Source organism: Nostoc sp. ChiQUE01b, from assembly GCF_034531255.1.
Taxonomy (GTDB): Bacteria; Cyanobacteriota; Cyanobacteriia; order Cyanobacteriales; family Nostocaceae; genus Nostoc.
The window spans coordinates 39,208-61,412 of the sequence record NZ_JAVRBM010000051.1 but is presented as its reverse complement, the minus strand read 5'-3'; the positions used below and the strand labels follow the sequence as shown (position 1 = coordinate 61,412).

Below are 22,205 nucleotides of genomic sequence, written 5' to 3'. Positions count from 1 at the left end.
AAAGATTTGCCTGCACTACCTCCTGCCATTTTTTAGTTCCGTCGAACTCACGTTGAATTAATCAGCGTGGCAGTTCTAAACTATTAAAAGCGATCCCGCTATCACAATATATAGCAGTCGAAGCATAGGTTAGGACTATGTTGGTTGCTGAAACCTTTGATAATACTGAGTTTCTACTCAGCACTCACCACTCAGCACTCAGCACTTTGCTATATTACTGTTCTTCACCTTTTTCCTGAAGGAGCGATCGCCAATCTTCAATCGCCTTTTCCGTCCACAGCCAATTTTTAGCTAATTTATCTACCTGAAAATTTTCTTGATCGGACTTGAGAACCGTTTGCCGCAACTTGATCGCTTCATTCAAATATTGTGTCTGCTTACCCTTAGATTGACTAAGTGCAGATTTATACAGTCCAAGAGCTAAACCAGCATAAGAAGTTAAAGCATCTTGAGGAACTGCTGTATTTTGGGATGTTGAATTTGTGTTTTGTTCTTTGAGAGCTAAATTCAAAGCCTTGAACCAAGAATCATTGGCTCGATTCAGATTGCCTTCTGTGTAGTAGGCAAATCCCAAAGCGTTATTATACAAAAGCGATTCGGGTTTAGCTTTGGCAGCAGTTTCCCAATAACGACGGGTATCATCGACGCTATAGTTATTGTCTCCAGTTTGGATGGACTGCCACGCCAATCGTCCCTTGTAAAAATTCACAGATGGATCGTCAGCTTGTTTACTGGGAATTAGTTTTAAGGAAGTTTCAGCCGCAGCCAGTGCGCCTCGATTGAGTAGTTCTTCTACAGCCAATAACCCACCTTGCAAGTCACCCTGACTCAATTTTTCCGTAGCAGTAGCGGTGACAATCCCAGTCGCTTCTATTCCTAAATCGATATTCGGCTGCTTTTGAATCGGTCGAGAATCAGGTAGAGACTGGGTAGCAATTTCTGGTATTTTAGGCAGTGCTTGGGGGCGATTTTGCCACCACCAATTTAAACCGATCGCAGCTGCTAACGTACTCATCCCCACAACGCCCACAATCGGCCACAGCTGACGGCGACGGGTACGATTTCTTGGTGGGGGTGGTTGCGATGCCTGCGGCGCGCTATGCCTACGCGAAAAATTAGAATTTTGCCAATTTTCTTCAAGGTTTCCAGGAGTTGCAGGTGGCGGTGGGGGAACTTCTCCCCACAAATCTGCTGATTCTTCTGAAGAAGTCATTTCTTCTGAAATCTGGCTTTGGTGAAGACTATTGTCGCGAATTTGTTGATCCGGTTCAGTTGGAGCTTTTTGGTTATCTAGCTGACGAAATAAATCCGAAACGATCGCAGAATCTTCTTCATAGCTGGGATCGTCATACTCAATTTCATCAACTAGATCGCCCCAAGTATCTTCACCTAGCCAGTCCAACCCAGAAGAGTCCCGCGTCAAACCACTAGGAATCATGTCTTCCATTCCTAAAGGCATCTCGCTATCATCAGGCATACCAGGGTACATCGTGGAAGTTACCCCTAAAGGCGAACTATACTGATTTAGCGACTCCGTACTTGCGGATATCTCAGTTTCCTGACTTAAAAAACCGTCAAATTCTGGCTGAAGATATAAAATCGGTAATGCCCAGTACATCTGGTGAGAACCATAAGCAGAAATTAATCCTTGGCGCACCCGACTTACACACAAATCTACTGGATATCCCTGATTTAAATTACGGTAAAACAATTGTGTGAGGGTCAACGCCACTTCATCAGGAATCCGTTCTGACATCGCCAAAACGCTTCTAATTCCGCGCTTCACTAGACTTTCTGCTAAGTTTCGTTCGCCAGTATCTCCAGAGGGATTAGACGCTGCTATGTACGCACCCAAGCAGGAATTAAACACTGCCATTTGGATATTATTGTTGACGAGCAAACCTGCTAAATCGTCCCCAGTCAAGATTTCTGTTAAGCCAGTTCTGCGACTAACAAGATAAATTTCTCCGCCATTTGCGCCTAAGTTACTATGACCAGAGTAGTGGAGAACGTGGTATCTACCTTGTTCTAGGGCTTGCGTCAGTTCTTCCCGCCCTGGTTGGTCTAATACAGTGAGTTCAATTTCGGGGAAACGATTGCGACCTTCACTAGGTCGTGACGTTTGACGGTGAAGTTCGGCTTGCAGTTTAATTGCTTCCTGTTTCTGTAAGTCAAGACGGACTTGATCTGAGGGAGAAGCAATTACCATCAAGACTTTGACACCACCTTGTTCTAGAGGTGTGGGCATATTTTGCGTAGGCGTAGCCCCCCGCAGGGATCGCAAAGGAGAAGCCCCCAATATTCCACTTTGGAAGCGAGAAAAAGCTACATAAGGCCCAGTAGCCAGAGGGCGATCGCCTGCGTGCATCACTTCCCAAGGCAAACGAGCTAATCTAGTGTCTTTTAGCCCCAAGCGTAACCGTAGTACTTGTTGATGGTTCTGGGCAATACCTTGGGCAGTAATCCAACTATCTCTGAGAGTGCCTTGAAATAGGGCGTTATAAAATTGTTGACCCAACGCCACCAAATTCACAGAGTTTCTGGCGATATCGCTTTCATGCCCGCCAGAGGTAAATGGATCTCCTTGCAACACCGAATTCAACGGGTCATTCATCAAATGCCCAGCAGCCATCAACCAATCAGCTATAGGCCAAGTCACCAATTCTTCTGCCAATGGTACCCCAGGCGCGACTTGTTCCGTCCGCACCAAGTAGTCATTTTGCCCTACTGGGGTTACGGAAATATGGAATTCCTGGGTCACAACTTCTCCTGTCCGCCTCCTAAATCTGGTTTGAAACGCGAAAGTTTCAAGTCGATTTTTCGCTTCTTCTGATAATTTAGATGCATCGCGCCCCTGAATGTTTCTGATTCGGTGTCGTTTTGGTTTTTCTGCCTTTACAACTTTATCCGGATCGGATTACTTGGGTCTAGAACACTTAATTGGTAGATGCACCTTGATCTTCAACTCCCCTAGTTGGCTAACACCCACTGGGGGTTTTTTTATTTTTGGCAAACAACAGCAACTTCTGACGCAGATATTCTCTACCAGAAAATAGTGCTTAATCCTAGAGTACTTGATTAATAGATGGATGTCCCTCTAATCTTTAACTCCCCTAATTCAGTTAATATGCACTTTTGTTTTTTTTAATACACGACAACAATCAATTTTTTAATAAATTTATCCGGAGCATGGTGGTTAAACCTAGAACAATTAAGTGGTAGATGCACCCTGATAACTAGCTCCCCTGGTTGGCTAACGCCCACTGGGGGTTTTTTTATGAAAATTGAATGCTATTGATTAACCCTGACACACCCATTTTGTAAAGCAGCGCACCGATCGTTTAACAAAATTTGGGAGTTTAAGTCCCCTGTCTTTATAGACAGCAGGTTTTGTGTCGGGGTTAAATCCCCGTTACAAAACGTAATTGCGAATTGCGAATTGCGAATTGCGAATTGGTTTAATTGGTAGGTCTGTCCTGATAACTAACCCCTCTGAGGTTTTTCTTCGATCAACAAACAGTAACAACTTCAACCTTTGCTAATTTATCCGGTAGCGACCCATTTACTTTAGAAAAGATTATTGGTAGATGCACCCTGATAACTCACTCCCCTGGTTGGTTAACACCCACTGGGGGTTTTTTCTAGTTGCGTCACCGATAACGAACGCGAATGCGTCTCGTAAAGAAATGTTAGCAAGTCTTTTCCTCTCAGAAACGCTATGCGTAGCTTGCTTCTCCATCAGGGTACGAGCTTCACAGCCCATCGTAGACATCGCCTCTGATTTAGTTCTTTTTCCCGGAAGATACTAGCTGCCCCTAGAAAAGATTATTGGTAGATGCACCCTGATAACTCACTCTCCTAGTAGGTTAACACCGACTGGGGGTTTTTTTATTTAAGAAAAATAACTGACCCTGATAACTCACTCCCTTGATAGGTTAACACCCACTGGAAGTTTTTTCTACTAGTTGCGTTACCAATAGCGATCGCAAATGCGTCTCATAGAGGAATGTTAGCGAGTCTTTTCCTCTCAGAGATGCTATGCATAGCTTGCTTCTCCATAGAGGTACGAGCGTCACAGCCCGTTATAGACATCGCCATCAACTTTAATTTAGTTCATTTTTCCCGGAAGATACTAGCTGCCCCTAGAAAAGATTATTGGTAGATGCACCCTGATAACTCACTCCCCTAGTAGGTTAACACCGACTGGGGTTTTTTTATTTAAAAAATAACTGACCTTTGTACAAATTTATCCGGAGTATGGTCTTCAACCTGAGAACATTTAATTGGTAGATGCACCCTGATAACTAACTCCCCTGGTTGGCTAACGCTCGCTGGGGGTTTTTTTTGGCACAGACGCGTAGCGGTAAGCCACATAACTGGAGTACATCACTACTTTTGTTACTACTGGTGGTAGACCTTGAGTATCCTCCTGTTGCCAGGATAGAGCATAACTTACTCACTCAATCCCTGAATTGCTTTCTTTTTATTGTGAGCTAAAAATGCCACTCCAAAATGATTGCTATGATATTTAATCAAATTCTTAATTTTTTTTATATATTTTCACGAGTTCCTTTTTAACTTTCACTATTTGTCTGCTTGTCTGTCTTTAGCAAACTTTATACCAATTTAAAAAAAGAATGTGACCGATACATACTTCCAAACTTTGTTCTATCTGGCTTTCTTAATGCGTGAATTTTGTTAGCGCAGCGTTAGCAAGTCCGCGTACTCTTACAGAGAAGCAAGCTACGCGCAGCGTCTCGTAGAGAGCGTCATTTTGAATTTTGAATTGGTATTACCTTCTCACTCAGTACAGACTCACAGACTAAATGTCAAGCTATCCATGTACAGCACTCCTGAAGCAATTGAAAACTTCTAGAAGTTCCAATTTTTTAGCTGGCTGGGATTAGACGGTATTTGTGTGGTAAACAGGCGGTCTAAAATTTCTGATTTCTGTTCTGAACTGAAGTTGTCATCAAAATTTTCAAGTTTCTCAACTATTGGGAAATTTCTCAAAGCCTCTAAATTAGAATCTGGTTTTTCAATTAGAGATTTTTGTTTATTCTGGGAATAAGTAAGTATGTCTACTGTATGATTATTCGTTCGATGCACAAGCTGCATTAATAAATCCATTGCAACAGTTGGCAGAACACGGTAAGTATCATTCACAAAAAAATCAAAAGTCATATTTCCTAGACGGATGCGATCGCCATCTTTGAGCTTGATCGGCCTAACAGCGCGATTACCATTCACAAACGAGCCATTGGTACTGTTGAAATCAATTAAGTAAAAGCCTTGCTCGTCAATATGCTGAATCGCAGCGTGGCGACGAGACAGATGACTGTCAGCAATGTAAATACCACTGTTGCGATTACGACCTATCGTCCAGATTTGTTGTGGCTGGTGTAAACTCTGAGTCTGATTGTCACCCAAGTTAGTTATCAAATAAACAGCAGTATTATCCACGACACCATGTACGTAACCCGCCTTGACTCTCCTCAACGACGGTTGAGATAGGTTTTCTAGCTGAAGAATTTCATCTAGAAGGCTGCTGTGGTGTTCATACAACTTGAGGAATACTTGATATAAAGTTAATCGCCGTTCTATTTCCGTTTGTGCAAAGTCAGTCATTATACGTAAACCTTATACTACCTGATTTCGGTTGTGATATACTTCTCCAGCCTACAATCAGGGATAATTGATTTTTTGCTTTTTGTTGCCATCTGAAAAATTTAGTGGTTTAGATCATTCTATTTTAAAAATTTTAGGTGCGAGATTCACTGTTATTTATAGCCATAAAAAGCATGGAAATATCTTTAGAAAATTATTATGATACTTTATTATTTATTGTAAATAATCATTTGTTATTTGTAACAGATAAAAATCATAAAGATTTCATGAAGAATTGACAAATATCTACGTATTTTTACTAGATAATTGGATATTTTTTAATATTTGTCACACAATGCAAGGATTTTAGATTTTAGATTTTAGATTGACCCCAGCAATCAAGTCAGGGGCTTGAATAAAGAATTTACGATGTTTGGATTTTAAATTTATTCTCGCGTTTAAATTCGGGAGCCACTGCGTTGGACGGGTTCCCCGGCTTGTCCCTTGCGCGTCTCTCCTTCTCCCAAAGGGAGAGGCTAGCGCCAAGGGAGAAGCAAGTGGCGTGGGCTTCAAACCTTTTTAAATTTTGAATGAGAGAATCTTCAATTCCATTATTCAAAATTTAAAATCTAAAATTCGGTGATAGTGATGGCTATCGATCAACCTAAACATTATATATATTTGGTCAATTCTGAATGAATCTAAGTTTTTATCGAGAAGAATCAGCCCTAATTTCCCAGATATTAAGAAAAGTTCAGCCTTGTGATTCTGATATAGCAAAAGCCTTGGTGATTAGGACATCAACAGATGATAAAACTTAGACACAAAAAGACTTTTCACCCAGTCCCCATTACCCCTTATCCTCAGAGGGAATCCCACCTTCCCCAGTTCCCGTCCCTTGCTATAAAATAAGTGTTTTAAAATTGTTACTAAAAATGGAGAATTTCAAAACAGAGAGGTTGAGGCTATTTTACTAATCTCAAATAATTGATTTTAATCAAAAGGGTTCATCTGTCAGGATAATCTAGAATCTAATATAGGAGAATATTCGCATAGAACTACGGCAACAAAAGAGGCTATTCCCGATGAATTGGGAAACCCCATCCGTCTAGAGGTTGGGGTAGTTCACACTTTAAAATCACAACAAGCCTCGTTTCCCATTGGGGCGCACGGTCATCCAATTTGTTTTTGCTAGTGCTAGCTGCTCATCAGAAATTTTGGCACTGGTGAGATTAGCACCACACAGATTAGCTCCTCGGAGGTTAGCATTACTGAGATAAGCATTGCTAAGGTCTGCACCTCGCAGGTCTGCTCCTTCTAAATCAGCATGGTTAAAGTATGCTTTGCTCAAATTAGCATCCTTAAGATTTGCTCGAGTCAGACTAGCTCTGCCAAAATCACTATTGTGAAGATTAGCTCCCTGAAGATTGGTTTTTTGCAATTGAGCAGAATGGAAATTTGTTTGAGATAAATCAGCACCTTGCAGATTTAGCAAATTTAAATTGTGTAAGGCAAAATCTCGTCTTCCCTTCAGATAAGCTGTTAATAAACCTTGGGTATCTAACTTCCGCCCAACTTTAGAATTTTGAACTTGTGAACCATTGCTGTTGCTAGTGAAAGTCGTTGATTTGGCCATCCCAGAACTTTGGTGTAATCCCGCGGCTTCTGCGGTCTTGGCTCGTCTAGCACGAATCGCTGCCGCTACCTGTGCCACTCCAGTGCTGGTAGCAGCAGGGTTGTTACATAAAACAGCAGAATTTTCCAGGTGGTTATGTGTTCGCTCTTTAGATCCATTATCAGATTTAATCAGCAAACCCTTTGCTAAACTATCTAAGTATGGTTCTATTTCCAGCGCTCTGAGAACTTCTGCCGCTGACTGATAGCGATTACGTACAGACACCTCTAACATTTTTCGTAACACATTGCCCAAGTGATCGCTCACTTGCACAAGCTGCTCCCACATCATCTCGCCAGTATTGGGATTGTAATCTAAATCTTTAGGAGTTTTGCTAGTCAGTAAATAAATGCATGTTACCCCCAATGCATAAATATCACTGGCGTAGACTGGACGCATAGCCATTTGCTCTGGAGGTGCAAAACCAGGAGTACCAATAGCATACGCAGTTAATGCTGTCTGTCCTGATGGGCCTGTCGCACTTTGGCTAATTTGGTTTTTGACGGCCCCAAAGTCGATGAGTACCATTCTGGCATCTTGGGTGCGGCGAATTAAGTTGGCTGGCTTGATATCACGGTGAATCACCTTTTGCTCGTGGATGTATTGCAAAAGTGGCAAAATCTCGCTCAAAAATTGCTTAACTCCAGTTTCGCTCAAGATGCCATTAAGTTTGACCTCCTCTTGCAAGGTATCGCCACTGATATATTCTTGAACTAAGTAGAATTGCTCATGATCTTCAAAATAGTCTAACAATCTAGGTACTTGGGGATGATTGCCAATCTTACCTAAAGTTTTGGCTTCTCGTTCAAAGAGTTCTCTGGCCATCTGTAAAACGTGTGGGGCGCTTCCTGATGGGCGTAATTGTTTGATTACGCAACTCGGTTCTCCTGGTAAGCCTTGATCATTGGCTAGGAAGGTCGCTCCAAAGCCACCCTGACCTAATGGTTTGATCACCTGATAGCGATCGCGCAACAGTAGTTGCGAGCCACAAGACTGACACCTTTGGCTATATACCAAATTTTCTGGATTGGAACAGGTAGGATTTAAGCAGTAGCTCATGCACTCTCAACTCGCTGCACGAATAATTACGGGGAGTGTTATACTCCCTTTCAATTATTTAGACATTAATCAACTCTTGCCAGGTAATTTTTGCTGGAAATCCTTTGAAGAGTTCCTAAAGTTTAGCTGAGATTACCTAAAGCGATCGCTAAATAAGATTGTTTATTATACTTAGATTGGCAAATACTGTTTATACTACTTTCTACCAATTCTTCTCTCAAGGCTTGTGACGTGCATCGTGCTGTTATCCCATTCAGGAAATCAGCTTTAATCTGGTTTTTTGCATGGGATAATTGGTATTAAAAGGTATTGGAGGGCAGTGCCCAACGCCAGTTACTATATTTGGGGAGACCCCAGACGCTCGCGGACTCGCTAACGCTGCGCTATCGCTTTTAGCGTCTCCCCTTCTCCCCAAGGGAGAGGCTAACGCCTTCGCGGAGCGTCTCGTAGAGAAGGGAGAAGACCGCACTGGCTACCCTACAGAAAGTCGCAGTCGCTGTAGAATTATTGGATGCCCAAATTTGGAGGCAATTTAGAATCATCTCCGTTAGTCCTTAAGAGATTATTAGCTAGCTTTCATGTTCACACTAATCAGCTGTTCGATAAGTGCAAAAACATCACTGCGGCTGAGTTTCTCTTTACCATTAGCAAGGGCGTCAAGAGTGCCGTTTGCCAAGGTGAAGGGGATTTGACAAAAATCTAAGGCTGGCCCCGTTGGAAGGTCTTTGATATAAGCTTCTGCCAAGGCTAGATTGCGCCGGGCATACTCTTGCATATTTTCTGCACTCCAACCTTCTGGGAAGAATTCTACTCCACGCCCCAAATCTTCAGTATGGTTACGTAAGATATTGACTGCTTGTAAACCCCGACCAAAACCAATCGCCTGAGTACGGTTCGTTTGTGTTCCATCATACCAAGTCCACAAGTCAGAAAGTAACAATCCCACTGCACCTGCAACTCCAAAGGTATAACAATCTAAATCAGATTCTGTATAAATTTTCCAGTTTTTTTCTGCCCAATAAGCCATCCGGTCTGCCATTGCAGCAGTGGCATCCCAAATTCGAGGTGCAATGGTATCTGGTGCTAGCAGTGACCATTCTCTAACCCTCAAAGTGACTTCTTCTAATGAATTCTCATACCCACTAAATCCCGCAAAGAAAGCATCTACTGCGAAGCCATCAACTCCTGCCTGTAATGTCAGGCTAATAGTTCTTAGCAGCTTTGCTTTAGTAGCGTTATCTAGTTCAGGATGATCTTCAATTTCATCAATGGCACGCATACACAAATATGCTGATGCTACTGCTTCTTGTAATCCTGGCGGTAAAACACTAATTGGGATATAAAAAGTTCGGCTAGTTTCTTTGAGGATTTGCAATGCATCTCTACGTAAATTCATGTTTTCACTCCCCACTTGATTTTTGCACCACATGAAGTTTGCAGTTTTTTGATGATACTGGATATAGTTTTGACTAAACCTTAAAAACTATAGACTATAAGATACGCTAGTATTTCATCTAAAAATTCATAGTTTTTGGTGTTGCAATTAACAAAACTCTCAAATTTATCAAAGTTTAGTCTAGTATAGAGGTTTTTGGTTGCAAAAGTGTTTGAGGTGTTGTTTGATATAGCTTTCATCAACTTTTAGTATAAATATAAATAATTATGGTAATATTTGGTTGGATATGACGAAATTTTTCTATAAGCAAACATCCATTTTCGCGATTTAAAAGTGCTTTAAGTCTGCGTTAATCTGACTAACAAAGTGTAATTATTGTATATATAAAGACAATTCAGGAAAAGCTGACAACGGATAACAGCATTTGTACATACCTTTGGATGGGTACAGTGGTTTACCGAAGAGTTAGGGTCAGTCAAATTGGACGACATATAAGGCTGCAATGCCTAAGTTGGACTATACCTAATCGATTGGAGTCAGAACCGCCTTGCTGTTCAAAGTGACATAAAGTGACTAAAACTCAAAACAAGAAGTTCCCGTATATTTACGAGATTGACAATAAAAAGTTGGCTGTTTGCCCACTCAACAAAATATTTGTGAATATTTGACCTTTCATATCATGTCCGCTTGATTGCTTATTAAACCCGAATAAACTCAAAGAGCTTAAACTACATTTCATCTCCCCTCCCTGCTTATCTACGGTGCACACACAAGTCCTAAAAACCTAAGCTTGATGAGGTTTTCCTCGTTCCCATACTCTGCATACGAATGAGCGGACAATAGTAAATCGAGCTTTTTTCGACTTTTGTATAACAAGGGACTCGGGACTGGGTGAAAAGTCTTTTTGTGTCTAAGTTTTATCATCTGTTGATGTCCTAATCACCAAGGCTTGTGCTATATATGCTAGCCCACTTGCAGAGAGGAGATTAAGGGGAAGCATCAAGAAATTAGTAGGTTTTTAGAGACCCCTCCCAATTTGCTCTTACTAAGGGGAGGTGCCGCAGGCAGTGGGGTTCTTTCGCGTATTCATGAAGAATCGGTATTATAGTCCAGATTATGTTTACAAACAAACCGAACAGTCTGTAAAAACTCAAAAAAATATTGAAGTATTTCTAATGATTAAATTTTCTGAATCCCTTGTTGATAATGTAAATATTTTTTCTGTAATTCCTCTGGAATGGGAATCAAACGATTATTTTGCAGACTGACAAAACCACCCTTCTGGCTAGCCACTGCTGCTAACTCATTGTTAGATAAAATTTCAGCTTGCACAGTCCACTTTAAGCGTCCTAAATTACTCAGCCATAAACGTCCAATCACCCGATCGATAATCTTTATTGGACGTTTATATTCAATTTCAGTTCCGGCTAGAATCGGTGTATATCCTTGCTCAATTTGTTGATTGAGTTGCCAATGTTCATCTAAAAACTTTAGACGTAAATCCTCTAGCCATCTGATATACACGATATTACTCACAATTCCCATAAAATCAATGTCGTATGTTTTTACAGGAATTGCTAATACTACTTCTAATGGTCTGTATAAGTTTTTATTTACTAGCATTATTTCTCTTGATATTTTTTCATACTGCTCGGCCTGTTCAATTAAAGAGAAGTTTCCAAGTATTGATTCAGGTGATTAACTACCCTATGGATATGAATTGAATTTCCATAAAGCTTGCTGATCATTATGCCTCCTTCCAGTGTTGCGATGATGATGGTAGCGATTTCATCAGCACTCACTTCCGGGCGAATTTCACCCTTTTCAATTCCTTTTTCAATAATTCGACAAATTAGATGCAGCCAAGAGTTCATCGCTTTTTGAGCACGTTCTCGCAACGCCGGATGAGCATCATCACTTTCCACAGCAGTATTCAGCAGTGGACACCCTCCCTTGAGCGGTGGATTTTGTGCGAAGCTACTAAATACCCCAATAATTGCTTGCAGACGTTCTACTGCGTGGTGTTTGCTTCGTAATGCAAATCTAGTATGCTGCTTAATGCGAGCGATCGCAAAATCAAAAGCCTGTAACGCAAGATCATCTTTGCTTTGGAAGTGATTGTAAATTCCTCCTTTTTGCAATCCGGTAACACGCATAATGTCTGACATCGATGAACCTGCATACCCCTGTTGATTAAACAGTTCGGCTGCTTGCTGGAGAATTCTGGTTTTTGTTTCTTCGCCTTTGGACATTACAGCGATTTTGATAGTAGGGAGTAGGGATTTTATTAAATTGAAAATTGCTGTAAATAAAATATTACCGACCGAATGGTTTGATTGAACTTAGCATGATAGTTGCTTGCAAGTCAAGCTTTTTTCAATACTTGGCCTTGAGTATTGTAATCACTTTCAGGATGTTGCCTAATTGCAACATAAATGCGATATATCGCATCTCTACAAAGTTTGGAATTATCCCTATGGTTATTAACTTGTAGGTAAGTTTTTTCGCAACTAGTCCGTAGTGAGTTTGACGGACTGCGGTGTATTATCCAGATATTTGAGCGATATACAACGCGAATACGCTAGACGTTTAATCATACTTCCGAGTAAAATACGGTAAGTTCATCGCCTTACGTGATTTTATATGTAAAACTGGAGAAAGACCTAGTTAGAAGTTGAGTTTGGCAGAGCAACTGACCAATAAGCAGTTATCAAAGTCTGTTTAAGCTAAATGCCAGTTGTCATGCTGACAAAAACCTCCACACAGGTTTTAAGTTGTCCAAGAATTCTTGAGAAACGCAATAACTTATTATAACTAGCCCCTGTCTACCACTGGGCTATAGTTTGGCTGAGTTACTGCTCTCTAGCTGCTCGTAGTTAAGTCAGTGAAAAGTTATCAAGGCTTCGTTTGGGGATTTAATCAACCCTTACCGACGCTGCTCACTTATAGAAGTGGGAGACTCAACAAGACTCTGATAACTGATAACTAGTTGTTGAAACCCCCGAAGAGTATGCACTATTTCTTACTACCGTTCTTAAGCTTTTTTGTTGGTATCATCGTTGGTTTGACGGGAATTGGTGGAGCGTCTCTCATCACCCCAATGTTGATTTTTATTTTTCAGGTTCCGCCTTCTATCGCTGTGAGTTCTGATGTTGTGGCTGCCACATTGATGAAGATTGTTGGTAGCGTCAAGCATTGGGAACAGAAAACCCTTGACATAGAAGTTGTCAAATGGCTGGCATTCGGGAGTGTTCCAGGCTCACTGTTTGGGGTAGGGATTTTGCACCTCATTAAACGTACAGGTGAGTATAACCTAGATAATATCTTGCTGCGTTTGCTTGGCGGGATGATTTTGTTAGTCACAGTTTTAGCACTAGTGCAATTGTTGTTATTGACTTTTTTCCCTAAATTTAATTTACCCGAACTGCCAAAGTTAAACTTAGAAACTAACTTTGGTCGATTTATGACAATTACTTTGGGAGCAATTTTAGGCTGTTTGGTTGGTCTAACTAGCGTCTCCTCAGGTTCAATGTTTGCCCTAGTGCTGATTGGGTTTTTCCGCCTTGATGCCCGGAAGTTAGTGGGTACAGATATTTCACACGCAGCGATTTTACTGCTGTTTACAGCCCTTGGTCATCTGAGCCTGGGAACAGTTGATTGGAGTTTGGTACTCCCTATATGGCTAGGCTCTGTGCCTGGGGTGTTACTAGGTGCTAAAATCTGTCAGGTAGCTCCCCAGCGCCCACTACGGTTTATCATTTATACCATTTTGATGATGGTAAGTTGGAAATTAGTTCATCAGGTTTGACAGGACTCGGTAATAGAGTTTGGTTGTAAAAGTTTTTCGCTGCTCACTCATTCTCCAAAAAGACGGCACCGAGATTAGGTGCAGCTAAATCTATCCCTCCGTTCGTTCCAGTATTCGTAGGAAAACAAGAATTAGCGACATTCAGCAGTGTTTTGGGAGTGCAAGTAACATCAGGGGCAAACAGCGAGTAGCCGTAGACCTTTTTTCCCTGTGACACCAGTTCGTCGGTGCGAATCAGAAGACCTCCTAAAACTTGGTTCGGTGGAATAGTGAGTGCAGGGTTTGTGGGAATTCCACTATTATTTTTAGCAGCATTGTTCAGGAAATAATATTGGGGAATCGGGTCTTGTAACGGTGTTTTACCCCAAGTGGAAGCTGCTATCAAGTAAATGGGTCCGTAGGAAGTGGGATTTCCGTGTTTATCCACACTTGTAATCGCCGCAATACCGAAACCATCGTGTCCAGTAGGTAATCCCCGCTCGAAGACGGTAAAGCCAATTTTATTATTTGCCTTCACAGGTCTAACAAGTACAAAGTCAAGCCGCTCGATACTAGCGTTACCGTTGTAAAGTGTGCCGCCTAAATTTGCACCTGTGTTAGTAAAAACGTTATCTGGGCCTGCCAAGATATTGTTGATACTAAACAGCGTTTTCTCTGGAAGTGGGCCCAAACTAAGAAAGTTAAAGGTATTAGAGGAAGAATCAAAACTGCCTTGGTAGTAAGCTAGCTTTCTGTCATCTGTGGCGGGGTTACGACGAATCTGCACAAAAGCAGGGATGGATCTAAATGTTGTGCTGCCTTCTGTGGTGGTCAATCCTGTAATTGATTGAATTTGCCCGCCGAAGTTGAGAGTAAAAGTACTGCCTGCGAATTCGCTATCACCTGCAACGTTTGTAATGGATGTAGTAGGAAACGAAACAGTATCAGTAGTGATTGAAGTGATATCTTGCCCAATTATCCGCGCTTGTGCTGAATTAAAGCACAAAAACGGGGCAATCATGGAAATCAGACAAAAAACAGGTTGAATGCTTGGGCGAAAATGGATAGAATTGTACCCAATTGCAGATATAAAAGAGTATTGCATGACATAGCTTCCAATGATTGAAAAAATCATTGTTCATTATATTGATGTTAAAAACACGTTTTGGTTAAGAATTGGTAAACAAAAAAGTTTGTCTCCGAATATCGAACACTAACAATTTAATTTCAGATTGGAGTTTTCATCGTTCAATCCCACCAAATCCAGCATTCAAAATCCAACGTTAATTAACTTCTCACCCAAGGTAGTAGAGTGAATGTACCTCGTTCATACATAATGAATAGACCCAAGCCAATTAACACAAAAGGTACTACAGCTTCACCGTAGCGAGTTAAAATATCAGCAATCGTAGGTTGACGGCTTAAAAAATAAGCGATCGCACACCAAACCCCTACCATGATAAAAAATATACTTAGAATTACTCCCAAGCTAGCAAGATCGTGACCAGCGAATAAAGGGATATATATACTAATATTGTCACCACCATTAGCGATCGTTACTGCTGCCACTTTATAGGTTTGGGGATGCAAAACACTCAAAATAAAAGACAATACCGAGTTAGTCGGTGTGGACTGCCTAAAATCACTACTGACTGTGTGAACTGTTATAGTTTCTTCTTTTCTAGATACTAATTGTTGAATTCCAATTGCTATTGGTAACAATCCTAGCAATCCTATCCATTCTCGCTGTACAACCAATCCCCCAAAAAAACCTGGTAAGCTAGCGATGATAATGGCTGTAAAACCCAGATATTGACCGAGTAAGATATGCCGCCGTCGAAAGTTAACATCTACCTGTGAAAAAAATATTAACAAGATAATGATGTCATCTATGTTAGTAGCTATGAAGGCAATTATCCCTTCACTGAAGGCTGTCCCTAACTTACTCATGCTGGATTTTCAGAACTTACGATTTCTCACCATACCAAATTCACTAATTCGTAATTCAAAATTCGTAATTCGTAATTATTGAGTTTAAGTTACTCACCAAATTGTATTTCTTGGTGATTTATAAAAAAGTTAGGATTTAAATTCCCAACTAAGTAGAACGATGTGGAAAAATCAAACTATGTTAATAAAAATTAAATAGACTCAAACCCTCTTCCCTCCTGCCTCCAGCATAGCTACCTCCTGCCTCATCCCAACGATAAATATTCACACTGACCGACTTAATTAAATTACGAATTCTTTTAACCTTCTGGCACAACTAAGCTTTAAAAAGACACAAGTCAAATTACCCCCCTTAATCCCCCCTATCCATTACCCGGATCTTTCTCAACATTTGTGAGAGTATTCACTCACATTTTTTCTAACCCTTATGATTTCGTCGTTAATTCTCAATAAAAACGTAGTTTTATCGAGAATTATAAGAGTCGCAGAAACTGAACTAACTTTCTACCTGAGTTTTGCCCTTCCCCATACTTACGAAATTCCCGCAGGTAGAGAAGTTGCGACTATTCGCACCGAAACAGAAGAAGCAATAGCTTTAGTGAGACTGGGCAACCCCCCGCCCCCAGCACCGTTGCAGAAGCTGATGTTGTCTTGCACTTGCCTCAAGAATTTCCCGTCACCTACTAACCGGGCTGTAATTCAGCAGGGAGGTGCGCTGGCTGTTCAGGTATTGGTGCAAAACCGGGGCGATCGCTATAAGCGTTTTATTGATTTGGAATGGTGAGGCAGTCCGGTCTTCTCCCTTCTCTACGAGACGCTCCGCGAAGGCGCTAGCCTCTCCCTCTATCCATTAGTCACATCTTTCTTTACAATCTTGAAACGCTTGTTTTGTAGGCATCTTAAACACGCTCGGTGTGAGGCATACTTGACAAGTTACCTCTTAATATTCTTGCTAAAAGTAGGTTTTTATTGAGAATTAACGACGAACGAATCAGGGTTATAAAAAACGTGAGTGAATACTCTCGCAAATGTTAAGAAAGATCCGGGTAATGGATAGCTTTGGGAGAAGGGGAGACGCCAAGGGCAATGGGATGAGGAACTGCCGTTAGCGAGCCTGCGTTCGCGAGTGCGTCTCGTAGAGAGCGTCACCCGTTAGCGAGTCTTCTCCCTTGGCGTTAGCCTCTCCCTTGGGGAGAAGGGGAGACGCCAAGGGCGAACGAGCGTCAGGGGTGGTTTATTTACGCGCCCGTTGTACTAGTGAGTAATTAATAATTAATCAAAGCAATGTGAACAACAAGATTCCCGACTTCTTAATTAAAAAAGTCGAGAATCTAAGCCGCACATCTGATTATTTTGCACCTAACTGATATCTTTCCTTTAACAGATGGGTATTATAAGCCTACTCTGCTGGTAACATCTTCATAAATTTGTCTTCAAATAAAACACATTTACGTAAATCTACTGTGAAGTAATGCTCTTCTTATTTATTAGACTTGAACTAAATAATTCTAAAAAAATCAGTGTTTACCGGATAAAATGAACAGTTTATAAATGATATAACTTTAATAAATTATCTTTTTTTTATAGCTATTTTATTTGGTAGAAGTTAGTAAAGCCAAATGTAGTAGTTAGATAAATATGGGAGCATCTCATGCCTGTGAAAATACTTGATAGGCATAAGTGAAAACTTTGAAAAAATGAAAATCCGCTATAATCCACTTGACCAGGAAGCAGCTATGTCTCGAAAACGTCAGCTATTCAAGGTAATTCAAAAAACCTTCAAACAAATTAGCAAGCAGTTTTTATCTGCAATTAATAAGCAAATTATTTGGCTTTTGCGAACTATTTTTGGTACTCAAAGAAGACGTGGCTCGGTTAACTCTGGCTTTGTATTGCCAACAGTGGCGATGGTAGTTTTGGTAGTCGTACTGTTAACAACTGCAATTTTATTTCGGTCTTTTGAGCGTTCTAAAAATGCTAGTAATATCCGTGTAAATGAAGCAACAATGCAAGCCGCCACTCCTGCATTAGAAAGGGCTAAAGCCAAAATAACTGCACTGTTTGCTGACCCAACTCTACCACGCTCTGTTCCATCAAATCTAACCCTATACAATACCTTAATTAATAAACTTTCTGTCTATACATTTGGTGATGAAACTCCTATAACCCTGGCTTATAACCTTAATAAAAGTACTTCAACTCCGATGATTGAAGCAGGTAGTAGTATGGCTTTAGAAAATCAAGAAAACATACAAACAGCCTGGAAATTTCCTGCCGATACAGATAATAACGGTAAATTTGATAGCTTTATTCTCTATGGTCTCTACTTCCGCACTCCCCCCCAAACTCGTACAACAACTGGTACAATCCAAACCAGAAGTAGAAGCCCACTAGATGCTAGAACCCCTCCGATGCTACCAGCTAAGGCAGGTGGAGCTTGTGACGTAGCTGGTGATACTAGTGCCAGCTTAGTAGGTAGTTCGGGTTGGTATAAGCTACCAACTGGCGAATTGAAAAAAAGCTTTTTCGTTTATGCAGTAACAGTTCCCATTAGTGATATTGCTCAAGCTACTTCTCTTAATACACCAACAATCAAATATGAGCAGTATCGAGGTAATAAGGGCTTTTCTGCATTAGAAATGCAACAAGATCGTAGTCAAGTTTCTATTACTAATAATGCCGTTGTCTATGAAGATGACTTAGATATTACACCAGGGCCGAGATTCCGTCTCAATGGACGCATCTTTACCAACAGTAACTTATTTACTGCTAAAAGCGATCAAAATATAACCCTATTTCAGGTTAGTAGTAGATATTCATGTTATTACGAACGTGAAAATAGCAAGATAGTTGTTGGCGGTAATATTGCAACTAGTAGCCCAATAAGTACAAGTAATACAGGTGGAACATTCGTAGATTTATTTGTAGAAAATAATACACCTACTACAAATAAATCTTTAGTAGGTACTAATAAAACCACTTCAAATAACTCGAATGACGTTGCCTATAACACTCAGGCTTATGCTCAACGCATAGACTTATTAGTGAACGCACAATTAGCTAATACTGATCCTCAAGAAATCCAAACTAATATAAATAATCGGCTTCTAAGCGATCCAAGCTTGGATGCGACTAAAGTACGTAAGGAAGAATTGGGAAATTGGTTCCGTAAACGTACTAGGCGTGTACCATTTATAGAAGTTCCTTATGGTACTTCTGGTATTGAAAAATCTGCTGGTGTCGATTACACCACAGCAGATGCAGCAACTTTTCTGAAAGGTTCTGTTAATACGCTACGTCCAATGGATGCGTGGATTTATCCAACAGATGCGAATACAACACTAACACTAAATACAGCGCAACTACCTACTAGAGATCCAGACGTTGTAGATAATACTCCTGTAATAGAAACAGAGTTAGGCGATCGCATCGTAGTAGGCAATAACCTACCTGAACTTATATGGGACAACACAAAAGGAAAGTTTGTCGGAGATGATGATCCCCAACCCATCACTCCTGCTGTGAAGTGGACAAGTAGCACTACTAAAGATCGAACTCGTACCACTCGCGTCAGACAGTTATCAGATTTAGGGGTAACAGGACGTGATGGTTTTTGGGAAATTTCAGCCGCTTCACCCCGATCTAATCCCCTTGATGTGGTCGGTGGACTGAGGGTGATTACAGGTGCGGGAGTATATAGACCTATAGGTTCTGGACTAACACCTACTCGGCCAACACCAAGTAACGATCCAAGCACCTCAGCAGTCAACGAAAATGCTGGGACAGTAGTCTGGCCTGATACTATGCCTATGCTTGTACCTGATGCGACCGATCCTCTTGATGCGACTAAACAAAAACGTGGTGATTTGGTAATGCGTGCCACAGCAGTTTATCACTACAAGTTTGATTCCTACGATCCCAAGGCGGCTACACCAGACGATTATCAAACACCCATGGCCTGTGTAAGTAGCTACTATGATCCCACAAACAATGAGACAGCAAGAAATACAGGTACACTACCGGATGTGAGCGGTCAAGTAGTTGGTGCTAGACCTGCTGGAGCCAAATCAAATAATGGGGTTGTTTACGCTGCTCCCGCTACTACATCTGCTGGCATAACTAGAGGACAGACAGTAAATAGCAATGGTTTTTTTACACCTGCGACTAGCGCTGATGATGTGACAAACACTAGTGTAACTTTGCTAGATCGCTTGAAATATCAAGCCAACTTGGTATTTCCCAATGGACGCCTTGTGAATCCTCTACTACGACAAGCACTGGCCAAAGCAACTACCAGCAAACTCACTCTCTCTGAGCAATCAGCAATTGACTCTACCATCTGTGCAATAAACATTGCTGATGGCACTCTATCTCAGAGTACTACCTACATTCCTGATGGTGCAATCACAGAAAGGGCATTTCTTGATGCCCGACAAATTAAAGCTATAGATAAAGCTGATCCATCAACATTAACTGGAAACTACAATCTGGAAGTCGAACAGCGTCAGCCTCTAGAAATTCGTGCCACTACCATAAATTTAGGTCTGCTTCGCGCACAATCAATCGGCGCTGCATCGGATAACGAATATCTATTGCCCAATAGCGGCATTATCTATGCCTCCCGTGATGATGCTCAAAAAGATGCCAGTAACTCAACTAGTGAAAATGTCAGTGCTAGTGACTACAGGCTCGATCCAGAACGTCGACCCAACGCCATTATGTTGATTAATGGCAGTGACTTGAGTCGTCAGACTAATTATAGACCAGAAGAAAAAGGCTTAATTTTAGCAACTGAGCTACCAGTGTATGTTAAAGGCGATTTTAATCTGCACACTAAACAAGAATTCAAAACCCCGGATCTTTTACCTGCTCCCAGCGCTTCTAACTACGATACTAAATTTTACACTCGTGCTGAGGCAAATCGCGATCCTGACTTTGCTTGTCGTCCTAATGACCCCAGACTACCCAATTGCACAACAGGCGAAACCTGGCGACCAGCATCAGTAATTGCCGATGCTGTCACCTTGCTTTCTAATAGCTTCCGGGAAGGTTTCCGTAATGAGGGTGATTACGACTTGCGAAATAACCAAGGAAGTGAGCCTAACCTCGTACTCAGCCGACTAAAGGTAGGTTTCTGGAATAACAACTTCGTCACTTCATCTAAATTCTTGATTGACTCTGGTAGTGATGACTACTATAAAGATACTCCCGCTTCTACTGACTCAGTAAACAATAACAGTTCTTACTTGAACAACTTCGTCACACCCATTCAGCGCCGAGGAACTTTCCCAGAGTATGTAATGGAGATGTGCTTCAAGATACCAGTTTCGGAATGTGGAGTAACTGATTGGTATATTGGTTACGATAGCGATCAAACAATACAATCCCATAATCTTCCAGCAAATGCAGAGCGTAGCAAACTCTTAGCTGGTACTACTGCCCAACCAGCAAAGGCTGGTTTTGAAAGATTTGCCCGCCGAGTTGCCTACAAACGAAATACTTCTGGTCAAACAGTTAATGCTTTGGGTGTTTTTATACCTTTTAATACCGCTACTCCCGTTGTACTGGGCATAAAAACAGTGGGCGGAACTAAGGTAGTAGACTTTTTTAGTAACGGCACCTTACCTGAAACAGCAACTAATGCCCTATGGTTTGCAACTACAACAGATCCTGTTTACACTAAAGCACCAGATTCACCACTCAATACGATAAAATACAACGCCACTAATCGTCTATTCTTCAGATACCACAAACCACCAGCACAGAGTTTGAGGGATTTTCCTGGAACTACAACAGGATTGATTCTTCAAGTCAGAGATGCGACATACCAGCCGTTATTAGAACCTGTATTGCAATTACAGGTAACAACCGCAGCACCTCAAGATAATAATTACCCCAGTTTAGCAGGATCATCTAGTCTCGTTAAAAACACTAGATGGTTGTCTCAGGCAAGTGCAACAACTTTTAATCTAGTAGTTGCGGGTGGTGATAGTCCGGCTCGTGTGGGTGCAAATACTTACGAAATCAATGGGGGTTTGCATAACTTTGTGCGCTTCTTAGAAAACTGGGGTGGGATTGATGCCAATATCAACGGTTCATTCATCCAATTTAAACGCAGTATCTATGCTACTGCACCATTCCAAGTGTTTGTTAGACCAGGACCAACAACTGCTCCAGCAACCACTGCTGACCCTAATAATAATGACACTGTTAGCCTTGCTAGGAATAACAGTATCTTTTTTAGAGTTCTGCATTCTGACAGACCTGGTTACACATCAGATAGTACTTCTATAGGTGCTACTGGTGCTGGTGAAGCGCCTTATTATATACCTCCTAACCGTAACTGGGGTTTTGATGTGGCGTTATTGGCGCAAAACCCCGACTTGTTTGCCCAGCGCTTTGTAACTCCAGCAGCAGATCCTCCGAATGAATACTTCAGAGAAGTAGGCCGCGATGACCTTTGGGTGAAAACTCTGTTGTGTGCTGTCCAAGATGAAAATGCGAATGCAGGGGATGGGTTTGAGGATGCGCCCAGTGCCTACTTTGGCACCATCGTCTCTACCCCTGTTACTACCCCTCCGACCCCTGACCGCAAGTTCAAATTTGCGCTACCTGCAACTGAACGCCCTACTAGCTGCCAACTCCAACCATCCTAAAGTATCTGAATGAGAGTTTTTACCAGCACTTTTTGGGTGAATAAACCACGTTAACAGACCTAGCCTCCTTCCCTT

At 41.4% G+C, this 22,205-nt stretch carries 11 protein-coding genes; 3 read left to right on the top strand and 8 right to left on the bottom strand.

Annotated elements, in window-relative coordinates:
* Window positions 1-214: 214 nt before the first annotated feature.
* The 6 genes from hetF to RMY63_RS27355 form a co-directional block, all read right to left on the bottom strand.
* Window positions 215-2,761 (bottom strand): cell division protein HetF, encoded by a 2,547-nt coding sequence (gene hetF / locus RMY63_RS27380; RefSeq protein WP_322731718.1) that lies wholly within the window; start codon window positions 2,759-2,761, stop codon window positions 215-217.
* A 2,111-nt stretch (window positions 2,762-4,872) separates the two neighbouring features.
* Window positions 4,873-5,628, bottom strand: coding sequence for an FHA domain-containing protein (locus RMY63_RS27375; protein WP_322731717.1), 756 nt, complete (start codon window positions 5,626-5,628; stop codon window positions 4,873-4,875).
* Window positions 5,629-6,745: 1,117 nt separating this feature from the next.
* Window positions 6,746-8,341 carry a serine/threonine-protein kinase gene (locus tag RMY63_RS27370; RefSeq protein ID WP_322731716.1) on the bottom strand — a complete coding sequence of 532 codons (1,596 nt, stop codon included), beginning with the start codon at window positions 8,339-8,341 and terminating at the stop codon, window positions 6,746-6,748.
* Between the two features lie 565 nt (window positions 8,342-8,906).
* Window positions 8,907-9,737, bottom strand: a complete 831-nt coding sequence (locus RMY63_RS27365) for a phytoene/squalene synthase family protein (RefSeq protein WP_322731715.1) — start codon at window positions 9,735-9,737, stop codon at window positions 8,907-8,909.
* A 1,179-nt stretch (window positions 9,738-10,916) separates the two neighbouring features.
* The gene (locus tag RMY63_RS27360) at window positions 10,917-11,360 is read right to left on the bottom strand and encodes a thioesterase family protein (protein ID WP_322731714.1); all 444 of its coding nucleotides are present in this window, start codon (window positions 11,358-11,360) and stop codon (window positions 10,917-10,919) included.
* Between the two features lie 41 nt (window positions 11,361-11,401).
* A complete protein-coding gene (locus tag RMY63_RS27355; RefSeq protein ID WP_322731713.1) occupies window positions 11,402-11,989 on the bottom strand; it encodes a TetR/AcrR family transcriptional regulator in 588 nt (195 codons plus the stop codon).
* Window positions 11,990-12,747: 758 nt separating this feature from the next.
* On the opposite strand from RMY63_RS27355, the gene RMY63_RS27350 reads away from it, so the two are divergent.
* Window positions 12,748-13,545 (top strand): sulfite exporter TauE/SafE family protein, encoded by a 798-nt coding sequence (locus RMY63_RS27350; RefSeq protein ID WP_322731712.1) that lies wholly within the window; start codon window positions 12,748-12,750, stop codon window positions 13,543-13,545.
* Between the two features lie 43 nt (window positions 13,546-13,588).
* Here RMY63_RS27350 and RMY63_RS27345 read toward each other — a convergent pair whose 3' ends face one another.
* The gene (locus tag RMY63_RS27345) at window positions 13,589-14,629 is read right to left on the bottom strand and encodes a hypothetical protein (protein WP_322731711.1); all 1,041 of its coding nucleotides are present in this window, start codon (window positions 14,627-14,629) and stop codon (window positions 13,589-13,591) included.
* Between the two features lie 182 nt (window positions 14,630-14,811).
* Complete coding sequence (locus tag RMY63_RS27340) at window positions 14,812-15,474, bottom strand: cadmium resistance transporter (protein WP_322731710.1); 663 nt, start codon at window positions 15,472-15,474, stop codon at window positions 14,812-14,814.
* 427 nt (window positions 15,475-15,901) lie between these two features.
* Here RMY63_RS27340 and RMY63_RS27335 point away from each other — a divergent pair, with 427 nt between their 5' ends.
* Both RMY63_RS27335 and hpsA read left to right on the top strand, forming a co-directional pair.
* On the top strand, window positions 15,902-16,258 hold the full coding sequence (locus RMY63_RS27335; RefSeq protein ID WP_322731709.1) for a hypothetical protein: 357 nt from the start codon (window positions 15,902-15,904) through the stop codon (window positions 16,256-16,258).
* Between the two features lie 913 nt (window positions 16,259-17,171).
* Window positions 17,172-22,130: a hormogonium polysaccharide biosynthesis protein HpsA gene (hpsA, locus tag RMY63_RS27330; protein ID WP_322731708.1), complete on the top strand. Its 4,959-nt coding sequence runs from the start codon at window positions 17,172-17,174 to the stop codon at window positions 22,128-22,130.
* The last annotated feature ends 75 nt before the right edge of the window (window positions 22,131-22,205 follow it).